23 protein-coding genes and 1 tRNA gene are annotated in these 22871 nt (G+C 59.3%); 12 read left to right on the forward strand and 12 right to left on the reverse strand.

Features of this window, described 5'->3' with window-relative positions:
* Nucleotides 1-26 precede the first annotated feature (26 nt).
* From ccoP to ccoN, 4 genes are read right to left on the reverse strand one after another with little or no spacing between them, the layout of a single operon-like run.
* A complete protein-coding gene (gene ccoP / locus ATU_RS07575) occupies nucleotides 27-890 on the reverse strand; it encodes a cytochrome-c oxidase, cbb3-type subunit III (RefSeq protein ID WP_006316282.1) in 864 nt (287 codons plus the stop codon).
* Between the two features lie 3 nt (nucleotides 891-893).
* On the reverse strand, nucleotides 894-1046 hold the full coding sequence (locus ATU_RS07580) for a CcoQ/FixQ family Cbb3-type cytochrome c oxidase assembly chaperone (RefSeq protein WP_006316283.1): 153 nt from the start codon (nucleotides 1044-1046) through the stop codon (nucleotides 894-896).
* 12 nt (nucleotides 1047-1058) lie between these two features.
* Nucleotides 1059-1790, reverse strand: a complete 732-nt coding sequence (gene ccoO / locus ATU_RS07585) for a cytochrome-c oxidase, cbb3-type subunit II (RefSeq protein ID WP_010971696.1) — start codon at nucleotides 1788-1790, stop codon at nucleotides 1059-1061.
* 10 nt (nucleotides 1791-1800) lie between these two features.
* Nucleotides 1801-3423, reverse strand: a complete 1623-nt coding sequence (gene ccoN, locus ATU_RS07590; RefSeq protein WP_006316285.1) for a cytochrome-c oxidase, cbb3-type subunit I — start codon at nucleotides 3421-3423, stop codon at nucleotides 1801-1803.
* Between the two features lie 345 nt (nucleotides 3424-3768).
* On the opposite strand from ccoN, the gene ATU_RS07595 reads away from it, so the two are divergent.
* From ATU_RS07595 to ATU_RS07605, 3 genes are read left to right on the forward strand one after another with little or no spacing between them, the layout of a single operon-like run.
* Entirely contained in the window at nucleotides 3769-5382 is a 1614-nt protein-coding gene (locus ATU_RS07595) for a SulP family inorganic anion transporter (protein ID WP_010971697.1), read from the forward strand.
* Nucleotides 5379-5996 carry a ParB-like protein gene (locus tag ATU_RS07600; protein WP_010971698.1) on the forward strand — a complete coding sequence of 206 codons (618 nt, stop codon included), beginning with the start codon at nucleotides 5379-5381 and terminating at the stop codon, nucleotides 5994-5996. Before ATU_RS07595 ends, ATU_RS07600 begins: the two co-directional genes overlap by 4 nt.
* Nucleotides 5993-8068: a mechanosensitive ion channel family protein gene (locus tag ATU_RS07605; RefSeq protein ID WP_010971699.1), complete on the forward strand. Its 2076-nt coding sequence runs from the start codon at nucleotides 5993-5995 to the stop codon at nucleotides 8066-8068. The genes ATU_RS07600 and ATU_RS07605 overlap by 4 nt, the downstream gene beginning before the upstream one ends.
* A 55-nt stretch (nucleotides 8069-8123) precedes the next feature.
* On the opposite strand, the gene cobU is transcribed toward ATU_RS07605, so the two are convergent.
* The gene (cobU, locus tag ATU_RS07610) at nucleotides 8124-8645 is read right to left on the reverse strand and encodes a bifunctional adenosylcobinamide kinase/adenosylcobinamide-phosphate guanylyltransferase (protein WP_006316292.1); all 522 of its coding nucleotides are present in this window, start codon (nucleotides 8643-8645) and stop codon (nucleotides 8124-8126) included.
* Between the two features lie 501 nt (nucleotides 8646-9146).
* Here cobU and ATU_RS07620 point away from each other — a divergent pair.
* Nucleotides 9147-9839, forward strand: coding sequence for a DUF599 domain-containing protein (locus ATU_RS07620; RefSeq protein ID WP_010971700.1), 693 nt, complete (start codon nucleotides 9147-9149; stop codon nucleotides 9837-9839).
* A 93-nt stretch (nucleotides 9840-9932) separates the two neighbouring features.
* Nucleotides 9933-10898 carry a heparan-alpha-glucosaminide N-acetyltransferase gene (locus ATU_RS07625; RefSeq protein WP_010971701.1) on the forward strand — a complete coding sequence of 322 codons (966 nt, stop codon included), beginning with the start codon at nucleotides 9933-9935 and terminating at the stop codon, nucleotides 10896-10898.
* 184 nt (nucleotides 10899-11082) lie between these two features.
* On the opposite strand, the gene ATU_RS07630 is transcribed toward ATU_RS07625, so the two are convergent.
* Both ATU_RS07630 and mgtE read right to left on the reverse strand, forming a co-directional pair.
* Entirely contained in the window at nucleotides 11083-11469 is a 387-nt protein-coding gene (locus ATU_RS07630) for a MerR family transcriptional regulator (protein WP_003515319.1), read from the reverse strand.
* A 71-nt stretch (nucleotides 11470-11540) separates the two neighbouring features.
* Entirely contained in the window at nucleotides 11541-12968 is a 1428-nt protein-coding gene (gene mgtE, locus ATU_RS07635) for a magnesium transporter (protein WP_010971702.1), read from the reverse strand.
* A 392-nt stretch (nucleotides 12969-13360) separates the two neighbouring features.
* On the opposite strand from mgtE, the gene ATU_RS07640 reads away from it, so the two are divergent.
* From ATU_RS07640 to ATU_RS07650, 3 genes are read left to right on the forward strand one after another with little or no spacing between them, the layout of a single operon-like run.
* Entirely contained in the window at nucleotides 13361-15661 is a 2301-nt protein-coding gene (locus tag ATU_RS07640; protein ID WP_035258814.1) for an FdhF/YdeP family oxidoreductase, read from the forward strand.
* On the forward strand, nucleotides 15651-15977 hold the full coding sequence (locus ATU_RS07645; RefSeq protein WP_010971704.1) for a hypothetical protein: 327 nt from the start codon (nucleotides 15651-15653) through the stop codon (nucleotides 15975-15977). Before ATU_RS07640 ends, ATU_RS07645 begins: the two co-directional genes overlap by 11 nt.
* A 16-nt stretch (nucleotides 15978-15993) precedes the next feature.
* Nucleotides 15994-16488: a peptide deformylase gene (locus tag ATU_RS07650; RefSeq protein ID WP_010971705.1), complete on the forward strand. Its 495-nt coding sequence runs from the start codon at nucleotides 15994-15996 to the stop codon at nucleotides 16486-16488.
* A 3-nt stretch (nucleotides 16489-16491) separates the two neighbouring features.
* Here the strand turns inward: ATU_RS07650 and ATU_RS07655 are convergent, their stop codons facing one another.
* Complete coding sequence (locus tag ATU_RS07655) at nucleotides 16492-16920, reverse strand: OsmC family protein (RefSeq protein WP_006316299.1); 429 nt, start codon at nucleotides 16918-16920, stop codon at nucleotides 16492-16494.
* Between the two features lie 121 nt (nucleotides 16921-17041).
* On the opposite strand from ATU_RS07655, the gene ATU_RS26545 reads away from it, so the two are divergent.
* Nucleotides 17042-17209 carry a Thivi_2564 family membrane protein gene (locus tag ATU_RS26545; RefSeq protein WP_003502827.1) on the forward strand — a complete coding sequence of 56 codons (168 nt, stop codon included), beginning with the start codon at nucleotides 17042-17044 and terminating at the stop codon, nucleotides 17207-17209.
* Nucleotides 17210-17280: 71 nt separating this feature from the next.
* On the opposite strand, the gene ATU_RS07660 is transcribed toward ATU_RS26545, so the two are convergent.
* Together ATU_RS07660 and ATU_RS07665 are read right to left on the reverse strand one after the other, a co-directional pair.
* Entirely contained in the window at nucleotides 17281-17706 is a 426-nt protein-coding gene (locus ATU_RS07660) for a PAS domain-containing protein (protein ID WP_010971706.1), read from the reverse strand.
* Between the two features lie 564 nt (nucleotides 17707-18270).
* Nucleotides 18271-18355: transfer RNA gene (locus ATU_RS07665), tRNA-Leu, on the reverse strand.
* A gap of 189 nt (nucleotides 18356-18544) precedes the next feature.
* Here ATU_RS07665 and lipB point away from each other — a divergent pair.
* From lipB to ATU_RS07680, 3 genes are all read left to right on the forward strand, one after another.
* Entirely contained in the window at nucleotides 18545-19276 is a 732-nt protein-coding gene (lipB, locus tag ATU_RS07670; protein ID WP_035258843.1) for a lipoyl(octanoyl) transferase LipB, read from the forward strand.
* A gap of 66 nt (nucleotides 19277-19342) precedes the next feature.
* On the forward strand, nucleotides 19343-20410 hold the full coding sequence (locus ATU_RS07675) for an NAD(P)-dependent alcohol dehydrogenase (protein WP_010971709.1): 1068 nt from the start codon (nucleotides 19343-19345) through the stop codon (nucleotides 20408-20410).
* 71 nt (nucleotides 20411-20481) lie between these two features.
* Nucleotides 20482-21417: a DMT family transporter gene (locus ATU_RS07680; protein ID WP_035258811.1), complete on the forward strand. Its 936-nt coding sequence runs from the start codon at nucleotides 20482-20484 to the stop codon at nucleotides 21415-21417.
* Nucleotides 21418-21428: 11 nt separating this feature from the next.
* Here ATU_RS07680 and ATU_RS07685 read toward each other — a convergent pair whose 3' ends face one another.
* Entirely contained in the window at nucleotides 21429-21887 is a 459-nt protein-coding gene (locus ATU_RS07685; RefSeq protein ID WP_010971711.1) for a hypothetical protein, read from the reverse strand.
* A 123-nt stretch (nucleotides 21888-22010) separates the two neighbouring features.
* A complete protein-coding gene (locus ATU_RS07690; protein WP_010971712.1) occupies nucleotides 22011-22856 on the reverse strand; it encodes a phytoene/squalene synthase family protein in 846 nt (281 codons plus the stop codon).
* Nucleotides 22857-22871: the final 15 nt, after the last annotated feature.

Consider the following 22871-nt stretch of genomic DNA (forward strand, 5'->3'; position numbering starts at 1 on the left):
CGCCCCTTCTTTACATTCTACTTGCCTCATTCGCCCCCACCAAGCGAATGCACGAAGATCGCCAGCTGTTTGACAGTCGTATCGCCAAGACGCTCGCCCCAGGCGGGCATGACCCCGTGCTTCGGCGAACGGATCTGCGCAACGATACCCTCTTCCCCATGCGCTTTGAGCCAGATCGCGTCGGCCAGATTGGGCGCGCCGAATTCGCGATTGCCCTTGGCGTCTTCCCCGTGGCACGAGGCGCAATTGTCGGCAAAGAGCTGCTTGCCGGGCTCCACCAGCGCCGGGTTGGATGGGGTGCCGGTGAGGCTAACGACATAGGCGGCGACCGCGCGGATTTCATCCGATTTCAGAATGTCGCCGAAAGCAGGCATTTCTGAAGCGCGTGTATCCGCATCGTCGGCAAAACGAATGCCGTGCTTTACCGTCGTATAAATATCATCGACGCTGCCGCCCCACATCCAGTCGTCGTCATTGAGGTTGGGATAACCCTGCCCGCCTTCCGCGCCCGAACCGTGACACTGAATGCAATTGACCTTGAAAGCGGCAGCGCCGCCGGAAAGGGCAAATTGCATCAGGGTCGGATCCGCCTGGATTTCAGCAAGCGACGAATTGGCGATTTTATCGACATAAACGCTCTGCGACTGTTTCGCATCCGCAATCTCGGCGGCGATCTCGCCGCGGCTGCTCCAGCCGAGCAATCCTTGGGTTGCGCCATTGATCAGCGGCCATGCCGGATAGGCAATGGTATAGCCGATGGCCCAGAGGATCGTGAAATAGAAGGTCCAGACCCACCAGCGCGGCATGGGATTGTTCAACTCGCGAATACCGTCCCATTCATGGCCGGTGGTTTCGACGCCGCTGATCTCATCAATGTGTTTTTCGGACATATCCTAGTCCTCCCTGAGCGGAATGCTGGCGGCATCGTCCGCGGCTTTTTTGGAGCCGGGGCGAAGGGTGAAAACGACGACGCCGGCGAAGAACAGGGTCATGGCAAGCAGGCCCCAGCTGTCGGCGAAGTGGCGCATGGCCGTGTAGGTTTCCATCGTGTCGCCTCCTCACCGGTATCCGGCGGCATCGTCATAGGTCGAGAAATCGACCAGCGTGCCGAGCATCTGCAGATAGGCAACCAGTGCATCCATTTCGGTAAGCTTGGCCGGATCGCCATCGAAATCGCCGACCTTCGCCTTCGGATAACGCTCAAGTAGCTCGCTCGTATCAGCGTTAGGATCGGCCTGCGCGTGAAGATCGGTCGCGGACTTCTCGATCATCTCGTCGCTGTAGGGCACACCGACGGCGCGATTGGCCTTCAGCTCCATGGAGACATCCGTGATCTTGAGCGGCGTGGTCTTCAGGAACGCATAGGACGGCATGATCGATTCCGGCACCACCGAGCGCGGATTGGCCAGGTGCTGCACATGCCATTCATTCGAATAGCGGTCACCGACACGCGCGAGGTCAGGCCCCGTGCGCTTGGAACCCCATTGGAACGGGTGGTCGTACATGGATTCCGCCGCCAGGCTGTAATGCCCGTAACGCTCCACCTCGTCGCGGAACGGCCGGATCATCTGGCTGTGGCAGACATAACATCCCTCGCGGATGTAGATGTTGCGCCCGGCCAGTTCCAGCGGCGAGTAGGGTCGCATGCCCTCCACCTTCTCAATGGTGTTTTCGAGATAAAAAAGCGGTGCGATTTCAACGATACCGCCGATCGACACCACCAGCAGCGAGCCGACCAGAAGCAGAGTGGCGTTGCGTTCGATGACGCCGTGTTTATCGAGTATGGACATCGGCCCCTCCTTATTCAGCAGGCTGCAGCGAAGGAGCCGCGCCCTTGCTGGCGCCCTCCTCGCGTTGATGACCGAGGATGGTCATGGTGACGTTGTAGGCCATGATCAGCGCGCCGCTGAGGAACATCAGGCCGCCCAATGCACGCATCACGTAATAGGGGAACAGTGCCGCGACCGATTCCGCGAAGGAATAGACGAGGAAGCCCTGGCTATCATATTCGCGCCACATCAAGGCCTGCTGGATGCCGGCTACCCACATCACGGCGGCGTAGACGACGATGCCGAGCGTGGCGAGCCAGAAGTGCCAATTGACCAGTTGCAGGCTATAGAGACGGTCCCTGCCCCACAGTTTCGGTGTCAGGTAATAGATCGCGCCGAAGGTGATCATGCCGTTCCAGCCGAGCGCGCCGGAATGAACGTGGCCGATGGTCCAGTCGGTATAGTGGCTGAGCGAGTTGACGGCCTTGATCGACATCATCGGACCTTCGAAGGTCGCCATGCCGTAGAAGGCCACCGCCATCACCATCATGCGCACGATGGGGTCTGTACGGATCTTGTCCCATGCGCCCGAAAGCGTCATCAGGCCGTTGATCATCCCGCCCCAGGAGGGCATCCACAGCATGATCGAGAACACCATGCCCAGTGTCTGCGCCCAGTCGGGCAGCGCCGTGTAGTGCAGATGGTGCGGGCCGGCCCAGATATACATGAAGATCAGCGCCCAGAAGTGGATGATCGACAGGCGATAGGAATAGACCGGGCGGTTCACCTGCTTGGGAATGAAATAATACATCATGCCGAGGAAGCCGGCGGTAAGGAAGAAGCCGACGGCGTTATGGCCGTACCACCATTGCGTCAGCGCATCCTGCACGCCCGAAAATGCCGAGTAGCTCTTGACCCCGAGGAAGGACACGGGCACCGCCAGATTATTGACGATATGCAGCATGGCAATCGTGACGATGAAGCTGAGATAGAACCAGTTGGCCACATAGATATGTGGCTCCTTGCGCGTGAGGATGGTGCCGAGGAAAGTGGCGAGATAGGCGACCCAGACGATGGTCAGCCAGATGTCCACATACCATTCCGGCTCGGCATATTCACGGCCCTGGGTGATGCCCAGTAGATAACCGGTGGCGGCCATGATAATGAAGAGATTATAGCCCCAGAACACGAACCAGCCGAGATTGCCGCCGAACAGGCGGGCGCGACACGTTCTCTGCACCACGTAGAAGGATGTGGCGATCAGCGCATTTCCCCCGAAAGCGAAGATCACCGCCGAGGTGTGCAGCGGCCTCATGCGGCCGAAATTGAAATAAGGTGCAATATTGAGATCGGGAAAGGCGAGCTGCAACGCCACAACCACCCCGACCAGAAAACCGACAACACCCCAGAACACGGTGGCGATGACGCCGTATTTCACCACCTCATCGAAATATTCGGAGTTGCGGCGAGCACGCGCGGCCGGATCGACAGGCGCGAAGGAAACACGGCGCAACAGAAGCACCGTGCTGACCACAAGTGTAAAGAACAGCACCCACATATGGGCGGCAAAAAGACTGTCATGGGCAAAAGCGGCCCCGAGCAACGCGAGAAAGGCCCCGAGGGCCACGATCGCGGTTTCTAACGTGTAATTCATTGTTGGTTTCCCCCAACGTGCAAGCCGACCGACGAAAGGCAGATATGCGCCTGGGAGAGCGCAAACGCGCCTTTGCGTCGGTTGGAGCATTGCCACCGGCAGGGCAGCGCCACCTTGATCCAGATCAAGAAAGCCAAGCTGTCGCAGCCCCGGCAAAACAGGGTTCGGCTTCATGAAAGGAATTGCGGAAGAACAAAAACCTCCTGCGTTTGGCTCGACCTCTTTCGCCGGCCCCGGAGCTCATCGATCCGCGCTGCCAAGCCACTGGATTTCCATCGAGACTTCACGCTAATCCTGATATTGTCGTGTTTGGCGCGAGAACTCCGGTGAGGATCACGGTGCGGCATGGGTAACAACGGGCGGGATATTCTCGCAGGGCTTTCCGTCGCCGGGCTGATGTTACCGGAGGCGATCGCTTATTCCGGCATCGCCGGCGTTCCGCCCCAGCATGCATTATATGCGGCAATGGCAGGTTGTCTTGTTTATGCCCTTCTTGGCCAGAGCCGTTTCGCCATCATCTCGCCAACCTCATCATCCGCCGCGATCCTTGCAGCCATGCTGGCCGCGCTCGTGCCGCAGCCCGGACAGAAGATGCTGCTGGTCGCCGTCGCGGTGTTTCTTGTCGGGCTGTTTTTCCTTGCCGCCGGCACATTGCGGCTGGGCGCCCTGTCGAGCATCATTTCGAGGCCCGTGCTGCGCGGCTTTGCATTCGGACTGGCGATCCTCATTTCGCTCAAACAGTTTCCCGCGATCTTCGGCATGCCGCAAGCGGGAGCCGGCACATTCGAGGCGATCTTGCAGATATTGACCAATCCCGGCCAGTGGAACGGGTTCAGCCTGTCGATCGGCATCGCCGCCCTTATCCTTCTGCTTTTCGCAAGACGTTATCCCCAGATTCCCGGAAGCCTCATCATCATAGCGCTGGCGATCCCCATCTCCGTCATGTTCGATTTGCAGCAACGCGGTGTCGATGTCGTCGGCCCAATCGATCTGTCCGGCATATGGGGAAGTGTCACCACGCTCTCGCTCGATGAACTGGCGCATGTGGCGCGTTTCGCCCCGCCTCTGGTGCTGATCCTGTTTGCCGAATCCTGGGGAACGATACGGGGCCTGTCGCTACGGCACGGGGAAGACGTGGATGCCAATCGTGAACTGAAAACGCTTGGTATTGCCAATGTCGCAAGCGCCGCATTACAGGGAATGCCCGTCGGGGCCGGGTTTTCCGCGGGTGCTGCAAGCGAAGCGGCCAATCCGCGCACGAGAATGGCCTCGGCCATCGCCGCGATCGGGCTTGCCGGCTTCACCTTTGCCGCGGCCGACTGGTTTGCCTATATTCCGCATGCCGCGCTTTCCGCCATCATCATCGTGGCGCTGCTTCACGCGCTGGATCCCTCTCCGTTTTTGAGGCTGTGGCGGCTGCGACAGGACCTCGTGCTTGCCCTGGCGGCAACCGCCGGCGTGCTTTTCCTTGGCGTCCTCAACGGAATGCTGGCAGCAATCGTGCTGTCTTTCGCCGTATTCCTGCAAAGACTTTCCTCCCCGCGCATCGTGATGCTCGGCCGCCTCGGCGCGAGCCACGACTTCGTGGATGTGAAGCGGCATCCGGATGCCGCGGAGCCGGCCGGCATGCTCGTCCTGCGCCCGGCGCAACCGCTTTTCTTCGGAAATGCCGAGCCGACATTCGCGGAAATCACCCGCCGCATACTCGCGAGCCCTGACATCAACGCCGTCATCATCAGCCTCGAGGAGACATTTGAACTCGATACGACAGCCCTTGAGGCGCTGCTGGAATTCGACGCCAGCCTGCGCGGGCGCAACATCGGAATTCGCTACGCCCCAATGCACGATGCGGTGCGCGACGTTGTCGCCGCCGGTGGCGGAGACGATCTTTTGCGTCGGGCAAACTACAGCGTTGACGATGCCGTTGCCGCGATGGACGGCCTCAAGGAGGAAAAATGACGCATATTTATGAGCCTCGTCTGTCTCGTATTGCCATCGACAAGTTACGACCGACGCAGATCGCGGTGGGCTTCCGCGAGGTCGAACTGAAAAGAAAGGAGTGGCGTGAAACCAGGAAAAAAGACGGAGACGATTTTCTGGGAAACCACATCGTTCCGGTCGTGGCCGGCCCCAAGGATAGGGCTTATCTCATCGACCACCATCACCTCGTTCTCGCACTCTCCAAGGAGGGCGTGGAACATGTGCTGACAAGCGAGGTTGCCAAGTTTTCCCACCTTGGCAAGGATGAGTTCTGGTCGGTGATGGACCATCGCAACCTGATCTATCCCTTTGATGCTCAGGGCCTGCGGCGGCAATCCGGCGACATCCCGAAAAACATACACGATCTCGAGGATGATCCTTTTCGATCGCTTGCCGGAGCCCTGCGCATGGCCGGCGGTTACGCGAAAGTCATTATTCCCTTCTCCGAATTCGGCTGGGCCGATTTTCTGAGACGACGAATCGATCGTGATCTCCTCAGCGACTCCTTTGACGACGCATTGGCCGAAGCGATGAAACTGGCCAAATCACGGGAGGCCCGGCATCTTCCGGGCTGGTGTGGGGTTGAGGAATGAATGTTTTATCCCGCCTTTTGAGGTTCTGCGCCCGCTTGCCGGCTCTCTGGCTGGCCTTGTGCCTGTTTTCTTCCTCCACCGTCTTCGCCCAGACTCCCACGCCCGCAAATCCGGCAAATCAGACCACGGAACAGAAAGTCGACCAGCTCCTCAACCTCATGGGGCAGGACGATGTTCGCAGCCTTCTGGCGCAACGGCTGTCCGATACGTCTGACGTGGCCGCCCCTGATGACGGCAACATGAGCGTGCTCGACCAATGGGCAAGCAAGCGGCGCGAACATCTGGCACGGCTCGCCGGTGATGCCCCGGCGATTCCCGGGGAATTGTCGAAGGCGGTAACAACACTCGTCAACGAAATCGAGGCTTATGGTCTTCTCCGCTTCCTCGCCCATGTCGCGCTGCTTTTCGGAGTGGGCATCACGGCCGGGATCGCGACCTACTGGATAACCGCCGCCCGCACCGCAAGCGCCCTGCCCGGCAATGTCGCCGAATTTGCGCTGGCGACAGCCTCGAGACGCCTGCTGCCCGTGGTGGGATATGGCCTTTCGGCGACGATCATGTTTTTCACCATTCCGTTGCCGCCGCTCCTGAGCGCGGTGCTGCTTCCGTGGCTTGCGGTCAGCGTCGGCCTTCCGCTCGTGAAAGCGGTCGTCGATCTGTTGAAACGGGTCATCAATGACGGTCTGAATTCACGGCGCCAATTCTGGCTCACACGCTCTCTCGATCTCCTGGCAGTGGCGATGGTGTGCTGGGCCGCGCTGCGCATGCTTGTCAGCCTCGGGGTGACGGCTGCCGCAGTCAAACTCATCTCCTATGCGATGATCGCGGCACTCTTTGCCCTTGGCATCTATTTTATCTGGCGCCAGCCGCAGGCGGACGCGAATACCGAACGCCGGCGGTCGCTGGATGTGGCCTTCACCTTTTACCTGTTCATCCTGTTTGCCGTCTGGATCGCGGGTGCCGGCGTATTTTTCTGGCTGGGATTTTTTGCGCTGGTTCTTCCCGGTGCCGTCGGCACGCTGGGAATAGCGGCGCGAAAAACCGCGACCGCGATGGGCGGCTATTCCGAAACGGACTTCCGCCCGGTTCTCGCGCAACGCAGTGTCCGGCTGCTGGTGCTGGGCGCCGCGGTCATATGGCTCCTGTTCCTCATTCGAAACCATCCGGGCGCGCTTCCGGGCGGATCGACCGTGAGCGCGATGTTCACGGGCTTGCTGCATGGTATTCTGGTCCTGCTCTTTGCCGACCTCTTCTGGGTGGCGATCAAGACGGTGATTTCGCGGCGGCTGGAAATGAATGCCCCGGCGGCGAGCGAGCATGGCGTGCCTGCCTCGGACGACAGATTGCAGACAATCCTGCCGATCCTGCGCAACATGCTGGGAATCCTGATCAGCGCCGTCAGCGTCATGACGGTTCTCTCCGAACTTGGGGTCGACATAGGCCCCCTGCTCGCCTCCGCCGGGATTTTCGGGATCGCCATCGGGTTCGGTTCGCAGACGCTGGTAAAGGACATCATCAGCGGTGTCTTCTACATGATCGACGATGCTTTCCGCGTGGGTGAATATATTCAGAGCGGTTCATACAAGGGAACCGTGGAGTCCTTCAGCATTCGCTCGGTGAAACTGCGCCACCATCGCGGACCGATCTATACCGTGCCCTTCGGATCGCTCGGCGCTGTCGAAAACATGAGCCGCGACTGGTCGATCGACAAGTTTCTCGTCACCGTTGCCTTTGATACCGACCTCACAAAAGTGAAATCGATTACCCGCGAAATCGGCAAGGCATTGAAGGATGACCCGGAATTCGGGCCGATGCTCATCGAGACGGTCAAGCTCAAGGGTGTCGAACAGTTCGGAGACTACGGCATGACGCTCGGTTTCGGCATGATGGTGAAACCAAACGGTCAGCAATCGATCATCCGCCGAAAAGCCTATTCGATGCTGAAGGATGCCTTTGAGCAAAACGGGATCGAATTCGCGACGATGAGCGGCACCTCTCCCGGAAAAACAAAGTCAGGTCCACAACCGCCTGAGGAGCCGCCATCGGAAATGACCGATAATTTCAGGCCCTAGTGGACACAAACCGAACAGCTCCTGAAAAGGTTAGGCTCGGGGCCGGCTCCCGTTTTCAGCCCTTCATCTTCAGCGGCAGCCCGGCGGCGACAAAATAGACCTCACCGGCAATCGCCGCGACGCGCTGGTGCAGACGGCCGGCATGATCGCGGAATTCGCGCGCCATGCGGTTTTCCGGTACGATGCCGAGGCCGACCTCGTTGGAGACGAGGATCAGCTTTGCACGCGTCGATACAATCGCCGCCTCCAGTTCCGCGAAGGCCGTCTCCATATCGGCATTCTCCATCATCAGATTGGTGAGCCACAATGTCAGGCAGTCGATGAGGATGACACTGTCAGGGCTGTCGAGCCGCTGCAGCACGGTGGCAATATCGACCGGCGCTTCATGGGTGGTCCATTCCCCGCCGCGCCGTTCCTGATGATGGCTGATACGATCCCGCATCTCGTCATCCCAGGCCCGGCCGGTTGCGAGATAATGCAGGCGTCCGCCCGCTTTTCCCGCAAGCTCTTCGGCAAAACGCGACTTGCCGGAGCGCGCGCCGCCAAGAATGAAAACGGAGCGGTTTTTATCTGTCATGGAAAACCTGAAAGGAAAGAATGAAGCGGACCGGCATCTTTGCGGTGTCGCAAGCCAGGGACAGACGGCCATGAAGGGAACGATTCGTAGAAAAAGGCGTCCCCCGGTTGCTCATGCCGGACTGCCGCTGATACCGGATCGGAGAAACAAGACCTGCCCGCAGGATGCGGGACATCAAAAGCCCTGATTACCCCGGATGCCGGAAACACCGGTCCTGATAAAAGGCTATGTGCGAAAGACCATCCTGTCAATCGCGGGCGGCCGTGCCGGAAAATGACGCGGAACCGGTACGCAAAACCTGACCCGGAACCGGCAGACCTGTCGTCCGCGAAGTGATTGATAAAGCGACTTGGTTACCGGGACGTTAGCGAAAATCCGAATGGTGCGGCGGCAACGCCACAAGAGAATATCCGGTGACGGCAATCGCCGCCATTGCCTTGCCATAGCCTTCAAATCAATATGCTTTCAAAGATTCGCAAACAGCAAGGTGCCCTGCCCGTGATGACCGTCATGGACTATATTTCGATCGTCGTTTTCATCCTGTTGTGGGTTACCTACAGCCATATCACGACGAGAAAGCGGCTGTTTTCGCGCGCCAGCCTCAATCAGGCCATGGCCGAGCGCCGTCGCGACTGGATCCTGAATTCGCTGAAACGCGACCTGAAGATGATCGATACGCAGATCATGGCCGGCCTGCAGAACGGCACCGCCTTTTTCGCTTCCACCTCCATCTTCGCCATCGGCGGATGTTTCGCCTTGCTGGGCGCCACTGACCAGGTCGAATCGGTGTTTCGCGACATGCCCTTCGTGCATTATGCCGGGCGCACGGCCTTTGAACTGAAGGTCATCGGGCTCACCTGCCTGTTCGGTTATTCCTTCTTCAAATTCGGCTGGTCCTATCGCCTGTTCAACTATTGCACCATCCTGTTCGGTGCCATTCCCATGGTCCACGATGTCAGTACGGACCGTGAGGCAGCAGAGCGTGCGGCCGAAAACGTCATAAAGATGAACATCATCGCTGCTAAGAACTTCAATGACGGCCTGCGGACGATCTTTCTGTCCATCGGTTATCTCGGCTGGTTCATCAGCCCCTATGTCTTCATCGCCAGCACCGTCATCATCATCGTGGCGCTGTTGCGCCGCCAGTTCTTTTCAGAGGCCCGCCGCGCCATCATGGAAGAAAACCGGCCTTGAAATAGCCGCACTTAAAGGGCCAAGCCCACACGTCATTTCAAGCATATCCAAGTGAATGCCGGCCCCTCGAAAAGCTGAAAAAAAGCGGAAAACATGGACACAGACGCAGCCGCAAATGAAAACCGCCGCAAAGGTCGCATCGGCGGGCTGGATACCCTCAGGGGGCTCGCGCTCCTCGCCATGGCGTCCTACCATTTCACATGGAATCTGGAATATTTCGGCTATCTCGAACCCGGTACGGCAACCACGGGTCTCTGGAAGCTTTATGCGCGCGGCATCGCCAGCTCGTTCCTGTTTCTTGCAGGCTTCAGCCTGTTTCTCGCCCATGGCAGGGGTCTGAACTGGCAGTCCTTCGGTAAGCGTTTTGCGATGGTGGCCGGCGCAGCCCTGCTCATCACCGTCGCCACCTATTTCGCTTTTCCGGACAGTTTCATCTTCTTCGGCATATTGCACAATATCGCCGCCGCAAGCCTCGTCGGGCTACTGTTCCTGCGGGCGCCCGCGCCCGTGACGCTGCTTTTCGCCGTCATTGCGTTCATCCTGCCGCAATATCTGCAGTCCGATATCTTCAACGCAAAATGGCTGGCCTGGATCGGCTTTTCCACCATGCCGCCGCGCTCGAATGACTACGTGCCGCTGCTGCCCTGGCTTGCACCCTTCCTCGGCGGCCTTGCGGTTTCCCAATTCGTCACGCCACGCGGTTGGCTTGATCGTTTTCGCAATCCAAGCGCGCCGCGCAATCTCGTCGCCAGCGCCGGCCGCCATAGCCTCGCCTTCTACCTCATCCACCAGCCGGTGCTGATCGGCCTCGTTTATACGCTCTCCCTCGTCGCCCCGCCTCCGCCGGTCGATCAGGTCGAGCTTTATAAATCAAGCTGCGAAAAAAGCTGCGTCGAGCAGCCGAACGGGGCGGAACTCTGCCAGCGTTTCTGCGGCTGCACGCTGGAAAAGCTGCAGGCGGAAAATCTGTTCGACACGATGATGGAAGGCAAGCTCAGCGCGGATCAGCAGACGAAGGTCAGCGAAGTGGCGCAGCAGTGTACGGTTGAGGCGCAGTAGCCGTTGGCCTGCGAGACCGGCGAGCGTTCCCGTCAGACTCGGCGTCATCCTCGGGCTTGACCCGAGGATCTATCCACGTTGCATAAAATCATACCGCTGCAGATCCTCGGGACAAGCCCGAGGATGACGGAGGAGAAATATTAATTCTTAACCGATGACTGCGAATATCTCACGAAATCTTCGCTCAAGTCCCCACGCCGATTTCGGCAAGCCGCGTCAGACAGGCTTCTTCGACATTGTCGAGTTCAGCCAGCGTCTCTTCGATGTCCTTGCGTTTCTGCCTGAGATCGGCACGCTTTTCATCGACCTTCTTCATCAGCAACACGAGCTGACCCGATTCGCCCGGCGGCTCCTTGTAGACATGAATAATCTCGCGAATCTCGGCGATGGTGAAGCCGATCCGGCGGCCGCGCAGGATTTCCTGAATGAGACGGCGGTCGGCAGACCTGAACAGACGTGTGCGCCCGCGACGCTCAGGGTGAATCAGCCCCTCGTCCTCGTAAAATCGCAAGGTGCGGGTGGAAACACCGAATTCGCGTGTCAGTTCGGTTATGCTATAATACTTGTCCAAAGGCCTATCCGATTCATGGTCGGAAGATATTATTTGACCTTCACGTAAAAGTCAATTTTTGCCCACTTCACCTATCCGGAAATACCGTACCACCAGGTCGCGATTCCCAGAAAGGCGAAAAAGCCGACAATGTCGGTCACCGCCGTCACGAAGACCGCGGAGGAAACGGCGGGGTCAGCGCCGAACTTGTCGAGAACCAGCGGTATGAGAATGCCTGCCAGCGCCGCCGCCAGCATGTTGAGACACATGGCCGTGGCGATGATGCCGCCAATATGGATATCCTGAAACCACACCCCGGCGACGATGCCGATGGCGCAGCCGAACAGCATGCCGTTCAGGATACCCACCCCCGCCTCACGCCGGATGATGCGGGCGGCATTGTGAATATCGAGGCTTTTGGTGGCGAGTGCTCGCACCGATACGGTCATGGTCTGCGAGCCGGCATTGCCGCCCATGCCTGCCACCGCCGGCATCAGGATTGCGAGCGCAATGATCTGCTGGATCGTCGCATCGAACAGGCTGATGACGGAAGCGGAGAGAAAGGCGGTGAGCAGGTTGACCGCAAGCCAGGGCACGCGCGAGCGCGAGGTGCTGAAGATACTGTCCGACAGTTCTTCGTCACCCACACCGCCGAGACGCAGCAAGTCCTCCTCCGCCTCCTCCTGAATGACGTCGACCACGTCATCGATGGTGAGAACGCCGACCAGCCGGCCGTTATTGTCGACCACGGCGGCGGAGAGAAGGTCATATTGCTCGAAAAGCTGCGCTGCCTCTTCCTGGTCCATCTCGGCTGGAATGGAGTGGTTGGTCTCGTGCATGATCGTTTCGATCTTCACCTGACGCTTGGCGCGCAGCACCTTGTCGAGATCGAGCGCCCCGACCAGCTTGAAGGTCGGGTCGATGACGAAGATCTGCGAGAAGGATTCGGGCAGTTCCTCTTCTTCGCGCAGGTAGTCGATGGTCTGCCCCACGGTCCAGAACGGCGGAACGGCGACGAATTCCGTCTGCATGCGGCGGCCGGCCGAGCTTTCCGGATAATCCAGCGCCCGCATCAGCCGCACGCGTTCGGTAAACGGCAGTTGCGAGAGAATATCCTCGCGGTCCTCGTCGTCGAGGTCCTCGAGAATGTAGACCGCGTCGTCCGAATCGAGTTCGCCGATACCGGCGGCGATCTGCTCGTTCGACATCTGGTCGACGATATCGAGACGGATGCCCTCATCCACCTCGGTCAGCGCCGTCATGTCGAAATCGGAACCCAGAAGCCTAACCAGCGCGTGGCGCTGTTCCGGCAGGATGGATTCGAGCACGTCGCCGAGCTCTGACTCATGCAGCCGCGCAACATTCTTACGCAGGAAAAGCAGGTCGCGATCGGCGATCGCAGCGCCAACCATCGCCAGAAAATCGGAGCGGACGGACCCATCTTCCGCGTAAATATCGGAGAGCGCTTCTGCCGGCTTTACGTCGTCGGGCGCGACAGGATCGTCGTCACGGTCTGTCATCTGGCGTCCCTTCGTATTCAAATGCCGCAGTGCACGGATGCGCAGGCAGAATGGCGTTAAAAAGCATATTGTCAACAACCGGATAGCTGCAGATACACAAGCTTCCCGGCTGCGGCGAAAAATCCATTCAACATTCCTCTTCCTATCCGCCGGGAGGGCCTAAGCCGGCGGCAACAAGCATGTTTAGCCAATCTTTGCGGCTTGTTTTGCGACAACGTCCACCCCCTTTACGCCGTTCCCATTTCAATTGTCGAACAGCGAATAAGGGTTCTGCCGCAATGCACAATTAAGACATTGACAGCCGGCCCGGATCGGGGCTTCTGAAGATGTTTTTGACAAACGGCAAACGCCGACAGCCAGGCACGAGAAGACAGTTTCCGGGAAAAAGAACCATGAGCAAGACGGATTTCATAGGCAAGGCGTCGACCGCCGCGGGCGGCTGGGGCGCACTCAAAAGCGTTGGCAAACGCCTGCTGGAATCCGGGGCGCCGATTTCCGGCGCCCGCACCCTTTTGAAGACCAACCAGCCGGACGGGTTCGACTGCCCGGGCTGCGCCTGGGGTGACCCCGAACACGGTTCCTCCTTCGAGTTCTGCGAAAACGGCGTCAAGGCGGTGTCATGGGAAGCGACGGAGGCACGGGTTCCGCCGGATTTCTTCGCCCGCCACACGGTCTCCGAACTGCGCAGCTGGTCGGACTACGATCTGGAAAAACAGGGCCGCCTCACCCATCCGATGCGCTATGACCGGGCGAGCGACACATATCTGCCCGTTTCCTGGGACGATGCCTTTGCCGAGATAGGCCGTATCCTCAATAGCCTCGACAGCCCCGACCGGGCCGAATTCTACACATCCGGCCGCGCCTCCAACGAGGCGGCCTTTCTCTACCAATTGATGGTGCGGCTTTACGGCACCAATAATTTCCCCGATTGCTCCAACATGTGCCACGAGGCGAGCGGCGTTGGCCTCAATGCATCGATCGGCGTCGGCAAGGGCACGGTGCTGCTCGAGGATTTCGAACAGACGGACGCCATTTTTGTCATCGGGCAAAATCCCGGCACCAACCACCCCCGCATGCTGGGCGACCTGCGCCGCGCCGCCCTTCGCGGTGCCCGTATCGCCGTCTTTAATCCCATCCGGGAAAAGGGTCTGGAACGCTTCGCCGACCCGCAGGACAAGATCGAAATGATCACCGGCAGCAGCACGAAGATCGCCACCAACTATTATCAGCCGCGCCAGGGCGGCGACATGGCGGCGGTGCGCGGCATGAGCAAGGCGGTCTTCGCGGCAGACGATGCCGCAAGGGCAGCGGGCGAGCCCGCCATTATCGACTACGACTTCATTGCCGACCATGCCGCCGAATTCGAAGCCTATCGCGCCGCGGTCGATGCAACCAGCTGGGAGAGCATCCTCGACCAGTCCGGCCTGACCCGCGCCGAGATCGAAGAAGCAGCCGGCATCTACATGAATGCCGGCTCTGTCATCGCCACCTGGGCGATGGGCGTCACCCAGCACCGGCACTCGGTCCTGATCGTTCGCGAAATCGCCAACTTCATGCTGCTGCGGGGCAATGTCGGCCGTCCCGGCGCCGGCCTCTGCCCGGTGCGCGGCCATTCCAACGTGCAGGGCGACCGCACCGTCGGCATCGACGAAAAAGCGCCGCCGGCGCTTCTCGACGCACTGGAAAAAGAACTCGGCGTTCCCATGCCGCGCAAGCCCGGCCACAATACCGTTGAGGCCGTGGCCGCCATGCTGGATGGGAAGGCTCAGACCTTCATCGCACTCGGCGGCAATTTCCTGCGGGCGACCCCAGACAGTCCGCTGATCGTCAAGGCGTTCGAAAAGCAGAAGCTCACCGTCAACATCACCACCAAGCTCAACCACTCGCATCTGGTGCCGGGCGAAACCTCCTTCGTGCTGCCCTGCCTCGGCCGGACGGAAATCGACCGCAATTCGGCCGGCCGGTCGCAGATCGTCACCGTCGAGGATTCCATGAGCATGGTGCATGGTTCCGGCGGCATTAATCCGCCAGCCTCGGATGCACTTCGCTCGGAAGTCGCCATCGTCGCCGGCATCGCTGAAGCCACGCTCGGCAATGTCAATGTGAACTGGAAGGCGCTCGCCGATGACTACGATCTCATCCGCGACATGATCGAGCGCGTCATTCCGGGTTTCGACAATTTCAACGAGCGTGTCCGTATTCCCCGTGGTTTTCATCTACGCAACGCTGCTGCCGAACGGCAATGGAACACGCCGGCGAAAAAGGCCACCTTCTATAGCGGCCCCCTGCCCGAGAAAACCGAGCACCAGCAGGCTCTGACCCGCGACAATCTTTTCGTGCTACAGACCTTCCGCAGCCACGATCAGTACAACACCACGATCTACGGCATGGATGACCGTTATCGCGGCGTCTATGGCGAGCGCCAGGTCATTTTCATGAACCCTGCGGATATGGAGGCGCTTGGCGCCCATTCCCGTCAGCGTGTGGATGTCATCGGAGAATATGGCGACGGGGTGGAGCGCATCGCCAGGAACTTCCGTCTGGTGCCCTATAATATCCCGCGCGGCAGCGTCGGCGGGTATTATCCGGAGCTGAACGTGCTGGTGCCGCTGTCGAGCTACGGCGAAGGCAGCTTCACGCCGACATCGAAATCGGTGCTGGTTTCCGTCCGCCTGCTCGCCGATGCCAGATGAGCCGGATGCCCGCTTGACAGATGAGGAACGATCCGCAGCCGCTTTTTTGGCGGCCGTGGAAAAACTCCAGCAATCGTCTCCAGCGCTGACGGTGACGGGAGCAGCAATCCTGGTTGCGATCCATCAGGACATCGCCACCGATAGCCGCAGCATTGCCAACCGGCTGGGGCTTGCACATGCCCTCGTTCTGCGCGAAATCACGAGCCTGTCGCCCAGCTTCCTGCGGGTGACGAAACGCGACGCCCGTACCCAGCGCAGCTTTCTGGAGGCGACCGGGGAAGGACAGGCGCTCGCCGCCTCATCCTCGCGGATTTGAAACGAAGGAGCATTCCTTGGCAATCAGGCCGATCCTGCCCTACCCCCATGCCGGTCTTTCCGGGATCTGCGCGCCAGTTACGGTTTTTGACGATCATCTGCGGGAACTGGTAACAGATCTGATCGACACGATGCGCGCTGCCCCCGGCGTCGGCATCACTGCGGCCCATATCGGCGTGCTGCAACGTGTCTTCGTGCTTGAACTGACGCCGGGAACCATCCTGACCTACATCAATCCTGAAATCACCAGCCACTCTCCGCAGACCATGCGGCATGTGGAAGGCAGCGTCTCGATGCCGGGCTTCACCGACGAGGTGGAACGGCCTTCTACGGTCGAGGTGAGGTTTCAGGATATAACTGGCGCTGAACAGACAGAGACCGCCGAAGGCTTCCACGCCATCTGTATCCAGCACGAGATCGACCAGCTTGACGGTATCTTCTGGCTGAAGCGCCTCTCCAGGCTCAAGCGCGACCGGCTGGTGAAGAAGTGGGAAAAATCCCGAAATCCGTGACCGTCAGCCGGTTGTCGACAGTGCAAATTCCGCATTGCCCTTCAGCGTGTTGCTGACGGTGCAGATATCCTCCGCCGCATGAGCTATTGCGGCGCGGGTCGCTTCATCGAAATCGCCCGTAATCTCGATCCTGATATCGAAACGGAGAATACGATACGGCTCGTCTGCGGATTTTTCCCCTGACACGTCGACGGCAACACCTTCGAAGCGGTCAAGCATCCCCAACCGGCTTGCAGCAATCCGGGCGCTCAGTGCAAGGCACGCGGCAAGCGACGAATAAAGAAGATCGATTGGGTTGAAGCCCGGCTCCGAGACACCGGTCACGATCTCCAGAGCACCGCCGGTCACCGTCGACATCATCGGCCGGCCAATCCGTCCGACTTTGGCCCTGGCGCCCACCGGCCTCAATTTCACTTTTGCACCATCCACCATCAACAGAATCCAAATTTAATCGCGCGCAACCAACCGTATGGAACAAAAAACCGTCTGGCGCTTTTTATTCACACGACGGTGAACGACCGTTGAACCTTTATTTTACAGGGAGCTGGGACATATGGTTACATCTACGCTCGTCAGCATTCTGATCACCTTCCTGGTGATCGTGCTCGTCTTGTGGCTCATCGCGCGACTGCCGGTCGGCGGCGGCGCAAAACAGATCGCCCAGGTGATCGTCATCATCATCGGCATTATTTCGCTATTGAAATATCTCGCCGTATTCTGATGTCCCGGCGGAGCGAAACGAGAAAGGCGGCGAAAGCCGCCTTTTTTGCGCATTCGTCACCGGCCTGATCTCTACTGGCGGGGCTCGAACTGAAAGGCTTTCTTGACGGTAATATCCCGGACGCTGCCAATGCCGAGAAACGGCGTATTGTCAGCATCGAAAATCGCCCTGCCCTTCGCCACGATCCACCGGCTCGAACCATCAGGCAGATGAACCTTGTAACGCTGATCGAAAAATACCCCTCTCGTGATGCTCTCAAAAATTGCCTGCGCCACCTGATCGCGCATTTCGAAATCGATTCTCTCGAGAATCTCTTCGATCGTCACCCCGCGTGACGCAACCTCTTGGGAAAACCCATGACATTCCGCGGTGACCGCATCCATGATCAGCCGGTTGTCGGAAATGCTCCACATGTAATAGCCGAGCGCATTGTCTGAATCCGTCTTGTCCCCCAGCACGAAAACCTCCAGACATTTTTTCCTGACAAAAGCTAACATCAGACCTCTAATATTCCACCCCTTGTTTTTGTAGGGGGAACCGTCCGACTACTGCAGCGTGCATCGATATCCACCGAAATTTATTCGCGGTTTGATCCGCATGGCCGTTCGACCACCGATAAATTTCGAAGAGATATCGCAAAGTCAGAAACCTGCTCCTACATAATCGAGCGAAAGAATTTCAAAGGAGGTCAATATGCGACAAGCCACTCTCGCTCTCGGATTGATGGTTGTGACTGTCGCTCTCACGGGATGCCAAACGTGGGAGAGCCCATATCGCGGAAGCGGATGGCGGATGGATCAGGTTATGGACGGCGATCCTTATCGCGTTGGCGATGGCAACCATCATGAAAACGGCACGTCACCTAATATTATTCGACGCTAGCCCACGACGGGCCGGGGTGGCGGCAATCCCAATGATTTGCCGCCCCGACACAGCTGCGGAGAATGTCTCGTCGGCATGACGGTGGCTTGGAGTTCAGTGCAACGAGCGTGCACGCTTCCAGAAAGCAGGAAGCTAACCGATTGGCCAAAAAAGAAAAAACCCGCCGAAGCGGGTTTCTTTGGTGCGGTCGAGAAGACTCGAACTTCCACGGGTTGCCCCACAGCGACCTCAACGCTGCGCGTCTACCAATTCCGCCACGACCGCATCGTGGTAGGCGTCGACTTGCGCCGACGGGGGTGCATGTAGCAAAAGGATTTTGGGTGCACAAGAGCGTCGTGACAGTTTTTTGAAATTAAAAATCGCACTGCACCATCCTATATGCAGGAAGCCCGGAAATGCTGGGGTTGCGGCCTTGTCGCCATTTTGCGAGAAGGCTGTGGAAAGGACTTTTTCATGCTCACACGCACGGATATCGAGACAAATATGTTCCCCGCCGCCGGATCACCACCCGTTCGCTGGCGAATCTCGGAAGGCCTCGTCGCTTACGGGCAGGCTGTCGAGGAGATGGAGCGTGAGGTGGCCGCTATCGCCGCCGGCGAGGCCGACGAACTCGTCTGGCTGCTGGAGCATCCTCCGCTTTATACCGCCGGCACCAGTGCCGATGTAGCCGACCTCATCGAGCCGGACCGTTTTCCCGTCTTCGCCACGGGTCGCGGCGGCGAATATACCTATCACGGCCCCGGCCAGCGGGTTGTTTATGTCATGCTCGACCTGAAACGGCGGCGGCAGGATGTGCGCGCCTATGTGGCGGCGCTGGAGGATGTCATCATCCGCACGCTCGACAAGATGAATGTCCGTGGCGAGCGGCGTGAGGATCGCGTCGGTGTCTGGGTCAGGCGGCCGGAAAAACCTCTTTTGCCGGATGGCGGCATGGCAGAGGACAAGATCGCAGCGCTCGGCATTCGTCTGCGCAAATGGGTGAGCTTTCACGGACTGTCGATCAATGTGGATCCCGACCTCTCGCATTTCTCGGGCATCGTTCCCTGCGGCATCAGTGCCTATGGCGTCACCAGCCTTGTCGATCTTGGATTGCCGGTTATGATCGGCGACGTCGACGTTCTGCTGCGCGAGGCCTTTGAGGAGGTTTTTGGCCCGGCAGTGCCCGAAACCGGCGCAGGCGGCTGATCCCACCGCAACCGTTGTCGCAGGCCGGTGTTTGATGCATCGATCACCATAAGAGGAGGAACGACCATGTTCACAACGTCCGCCTATGCCTGCGATGACGGCTCTTCGCCGATGAAGCTCGCGACCATCAGGCGCCGCGATCCCGGTCCGCGCGATGTCGAAATCGAGATAGAATTCTGTGGCGTCTGCCACTCGGACATCCATACGGCCCGCAGCGAATGGCCGGGCTCCCTCTACCCTTGCGTCCCCGGCCACGAAATCGTCGGCCGTGTCGGTCGGGTGGGCGCGCAAGTCACCCGGTTCAAGACGGGTGACCGCGTCGGTGTCGGCTGTATCGTCGATAGCTGCCGCGAATGCGCAAGCTGCGCCGAAGGGCTGGAGCAATATTGCGAAAACGGCATGACCGGCACCTATAACTCCCCTGACAAGGCGATGGGCGGCGGCGCGCATACGCTTGGCGGCTATTCCGCCCATGTGGTGGTGGATGACCGCTATGTGCTCAATATTCCCGAAGGGCTCGATCCGGCGGCAGCAGCACCGCTACTCTGCGCTGGTATCACCACCTACTCGCCGCTGCGCCACTGGAATGCCGGCCCCGGCAAACGCGTCGGCGTCGTCGGTCTGGGCGGCCTCGGCCATATGGCCGTCAAGCTCGCCAATGCCATGGGTGCGACTGTCGTGATGATCACCACCTCGCCCGGCAAGGCGGAGGATGCCAAAAAACTCGGCGCACACGAGGTGATCATCTCCCGCGATGCGGAGCAGATGAAGAAGGCTACCTCGAGCCTCGATCTCATCATCGATGCTGTCGCCGCCGACCACGACATCGACGCCTATCTGGCGCTGCTGAAACGCGATGGCGCGCTGGTGCAGGTGGGCGCGCCGGAAAAGCCACTTTCGGTGATGGCCTTCAGCCTCATCCCCGGCCGCAAGACCTTTGCCGGCTCGATGATCGGCGGTATTCCCGAGACTCAGGAAATGCTGGATTTCTGCGCCGAAAAAGGCATCGCCGGCGAAATCGAGATGATCGATATCGATCAGATCAATGACGCTTATGAACGCATGATAAAAAGCGATGTGCGTTATCGTTTCGTCATTGATATGAAGAGCCTGCCGCGCCAGAAGGCCGCCTGACCTTTGGAAGGGGGCGGCCTTGCGGACGTCCCCTCCCGTTAGACCTTCTGGTCGAAAGCGTAGCCTGACCCATGACAAGCCAGACCGGTTTCAACGACATCGCCAAGGGCATGACCATCATGGCGGGCTGCATGCTGGTGCTGCCGGTCATGGATGCGATCGCCAAATACATGGCGGTGAGCGTCGGCATGTCGCCGGCGCAGGTGACTTTCTACCGATTCTTTTTTCAGGTCCTGTGCACCCTGCCGCTGCTGCTGGTGGTGTCACCCGGGGCGCTGTTCAGCGCCAAACGACCATGGATGAACTGCCTGCGCGGCGTGCTGCATGCGTCCGCCAGCCTGATGTTCTTCGCCGCCGTCAAATACATGCCACTTGCCGATGTCTTCGCGATCTATTTCGTAGAGCCTTTCATGCTGACGATGATGTCAGCCCTCTTCCTCGGCGACAGAGTGGGCTGGAAACGCTGGACGGCGATCGTGGTGGGTTTTGGCGGTGCGCTGATCGTCATCCAGCCGAGTTTCGAAATCTTCGGCTGGACCTCGCTCCTGCCGGTCGCCTGCGCCTTTTTCTATACGCTTTATCTGTTCCTGAACCGCGCCATCGGTGATGCCGACAGCCCGCTTGTCATGCAGACCATGTCCGGAATCGCCGGCACGCTGTTCATGGCGGCAGCACTTTTTGCCGGCGATGCGCTGGGAGACAAGGACTTCGCTGTCTCGCTTCCCCAATCCGCTTTTGCGCTTGTCCTGCTGGTTCTGCTGGGATCGTTATCCGGCTACATGCACCTGCTGATCGTCAGGGCCTTCCGGCTGGCACCGCTGTCTTTGCTGGCGCCATTCCAGTATTTCGAGATCATCTCGGCGACGATTCTCGGCTATGCGCTGTTTTCGGACTTCCCCACCCCATCGAAATGGCTCGGCATCCTCATCATCGTCGCATCCGGCCTGTTCATCATCTGGCGCGAGCGCCAGCAGCCCGCCTCCACCCCGCCGCTCGAAGGGCAATGACGCAGGCGGGCTCACACGCCTGAGGGCAGCGGCCCTTCATCGTGATGATCCTGCGCCTCCACGAGGCTGCCAAGCAGCCACAGCGAAACCTCGGCCGCCTCTCCGGCAGATTTGAAGCGGTATGAGCCGCTATATTTCGGCATATCGAAGAAGGTGACAACGAAACCATCACCGGTTTCCAGACTTTCGACCCGGATGCGCTCGGGATCGATCATCACACAGACATAGTGGGACCCCATATTGCGCATGAAACCGGCCTTGTTATCATGCAGCCGCACGAAAGCCGCGCCGCCATCCGCCGTCATATGCAGGCTTCTGATCGCCTCACTGGGAAAGGCACGGGCGAAATCCATGATCGCCTGCCCCACATCATGGCTGCTGTCGTCTTCGGTCGCCCGCGACATGCGCCAGGCATAAACGGCAAAGACCGCAAGCAGCACGAAAACGATAATCCAGATCGCCAAATTCATCCGGGACGCTCCCTCAGTACCGAAACCCTTCGATTCGCGACTCGAAACGACACGAACCCAATCTGGATTCATAAAGCTCGAGGCTTGCGTGAAGTGTGGCTCCTGGTGACAGGCGCCCTGTGATCAGAAACGCTTGAGGAAAGAGGCCTTCGCAAGCAACCATTGCCGGCGAAGCTGCGACAATTGCAGGTCGCCGTCGAACACCCCTGCCCCCGCCTTCCTGGCGGCAGCGATGACCGGGCCGGACAAAGCGACGGGCAGATAGGCGGCAAAGAGGTTTTTCGAGATCGTCGCGCGTCTTGCCTTCTCGATATGATCGAGCGCATGAGCGGCGAAAATTTCAACGGCGATGCCGATACGCTGCCTGTCCTGACCTGCAAGAAAGGTTTCACGATCAAGACCAGCCGCGGCCAGCATGTCAGCGGGAATATAGACCTGTCCGCGACGCCGGTGAAGCGGCATGAGCAGCAGCATGCCGGCCATGGCCTGGGCCACACCAGCATGTCCCGCCGCTTCCGCGCTATGAGCGGCATCCTCGGCGGAAAGCACGAGGCTTGCGAGCTGGATCAGGGCCGAGGCGGTTTCGCCGGCGTATCCCTCAAGCGCGTTGCGATCCTCGAACAGATCGTCATAGAGATCGAAGATACGCGCCTCGATCATATTGCCGAGCACCGGGCGCGGCAGGCGATAGTGTTCGATCGTCGTCAGGAGCGCTGCGGCCACCGGATGGGATTGGCTGTCACCGTGCGGATTGCCGTCGACAAGGTCACGCCACCATTGCATACGCACCTCACCCGGCAGCGCCTCGCGCACGGAATCGCGGATACGGGCGATTTCGGCGTTGAAGGCGTAAAGGGCAGCCAGAGCATTGCGCTTGTCGGCAGGCGACAAAAGGCAGGCGAGATAACGGTCACGATCGGTGTCGCGCAGCGTCGCGAGGCAGACGTCGAGATTTTCTGTGGGTTCCATGGTTCCCCGCGCGCG

This window comes from Agrobacterium fabrum str. C58 (assembly GCF_000092025.1).
Classification (GTDB): Bacteria; Pseudomonadota; Alphaproteobacteria; order Rhizobiales; family Rhizobiaceae; genus Agrobacterium; species Agrobacterium fabrum.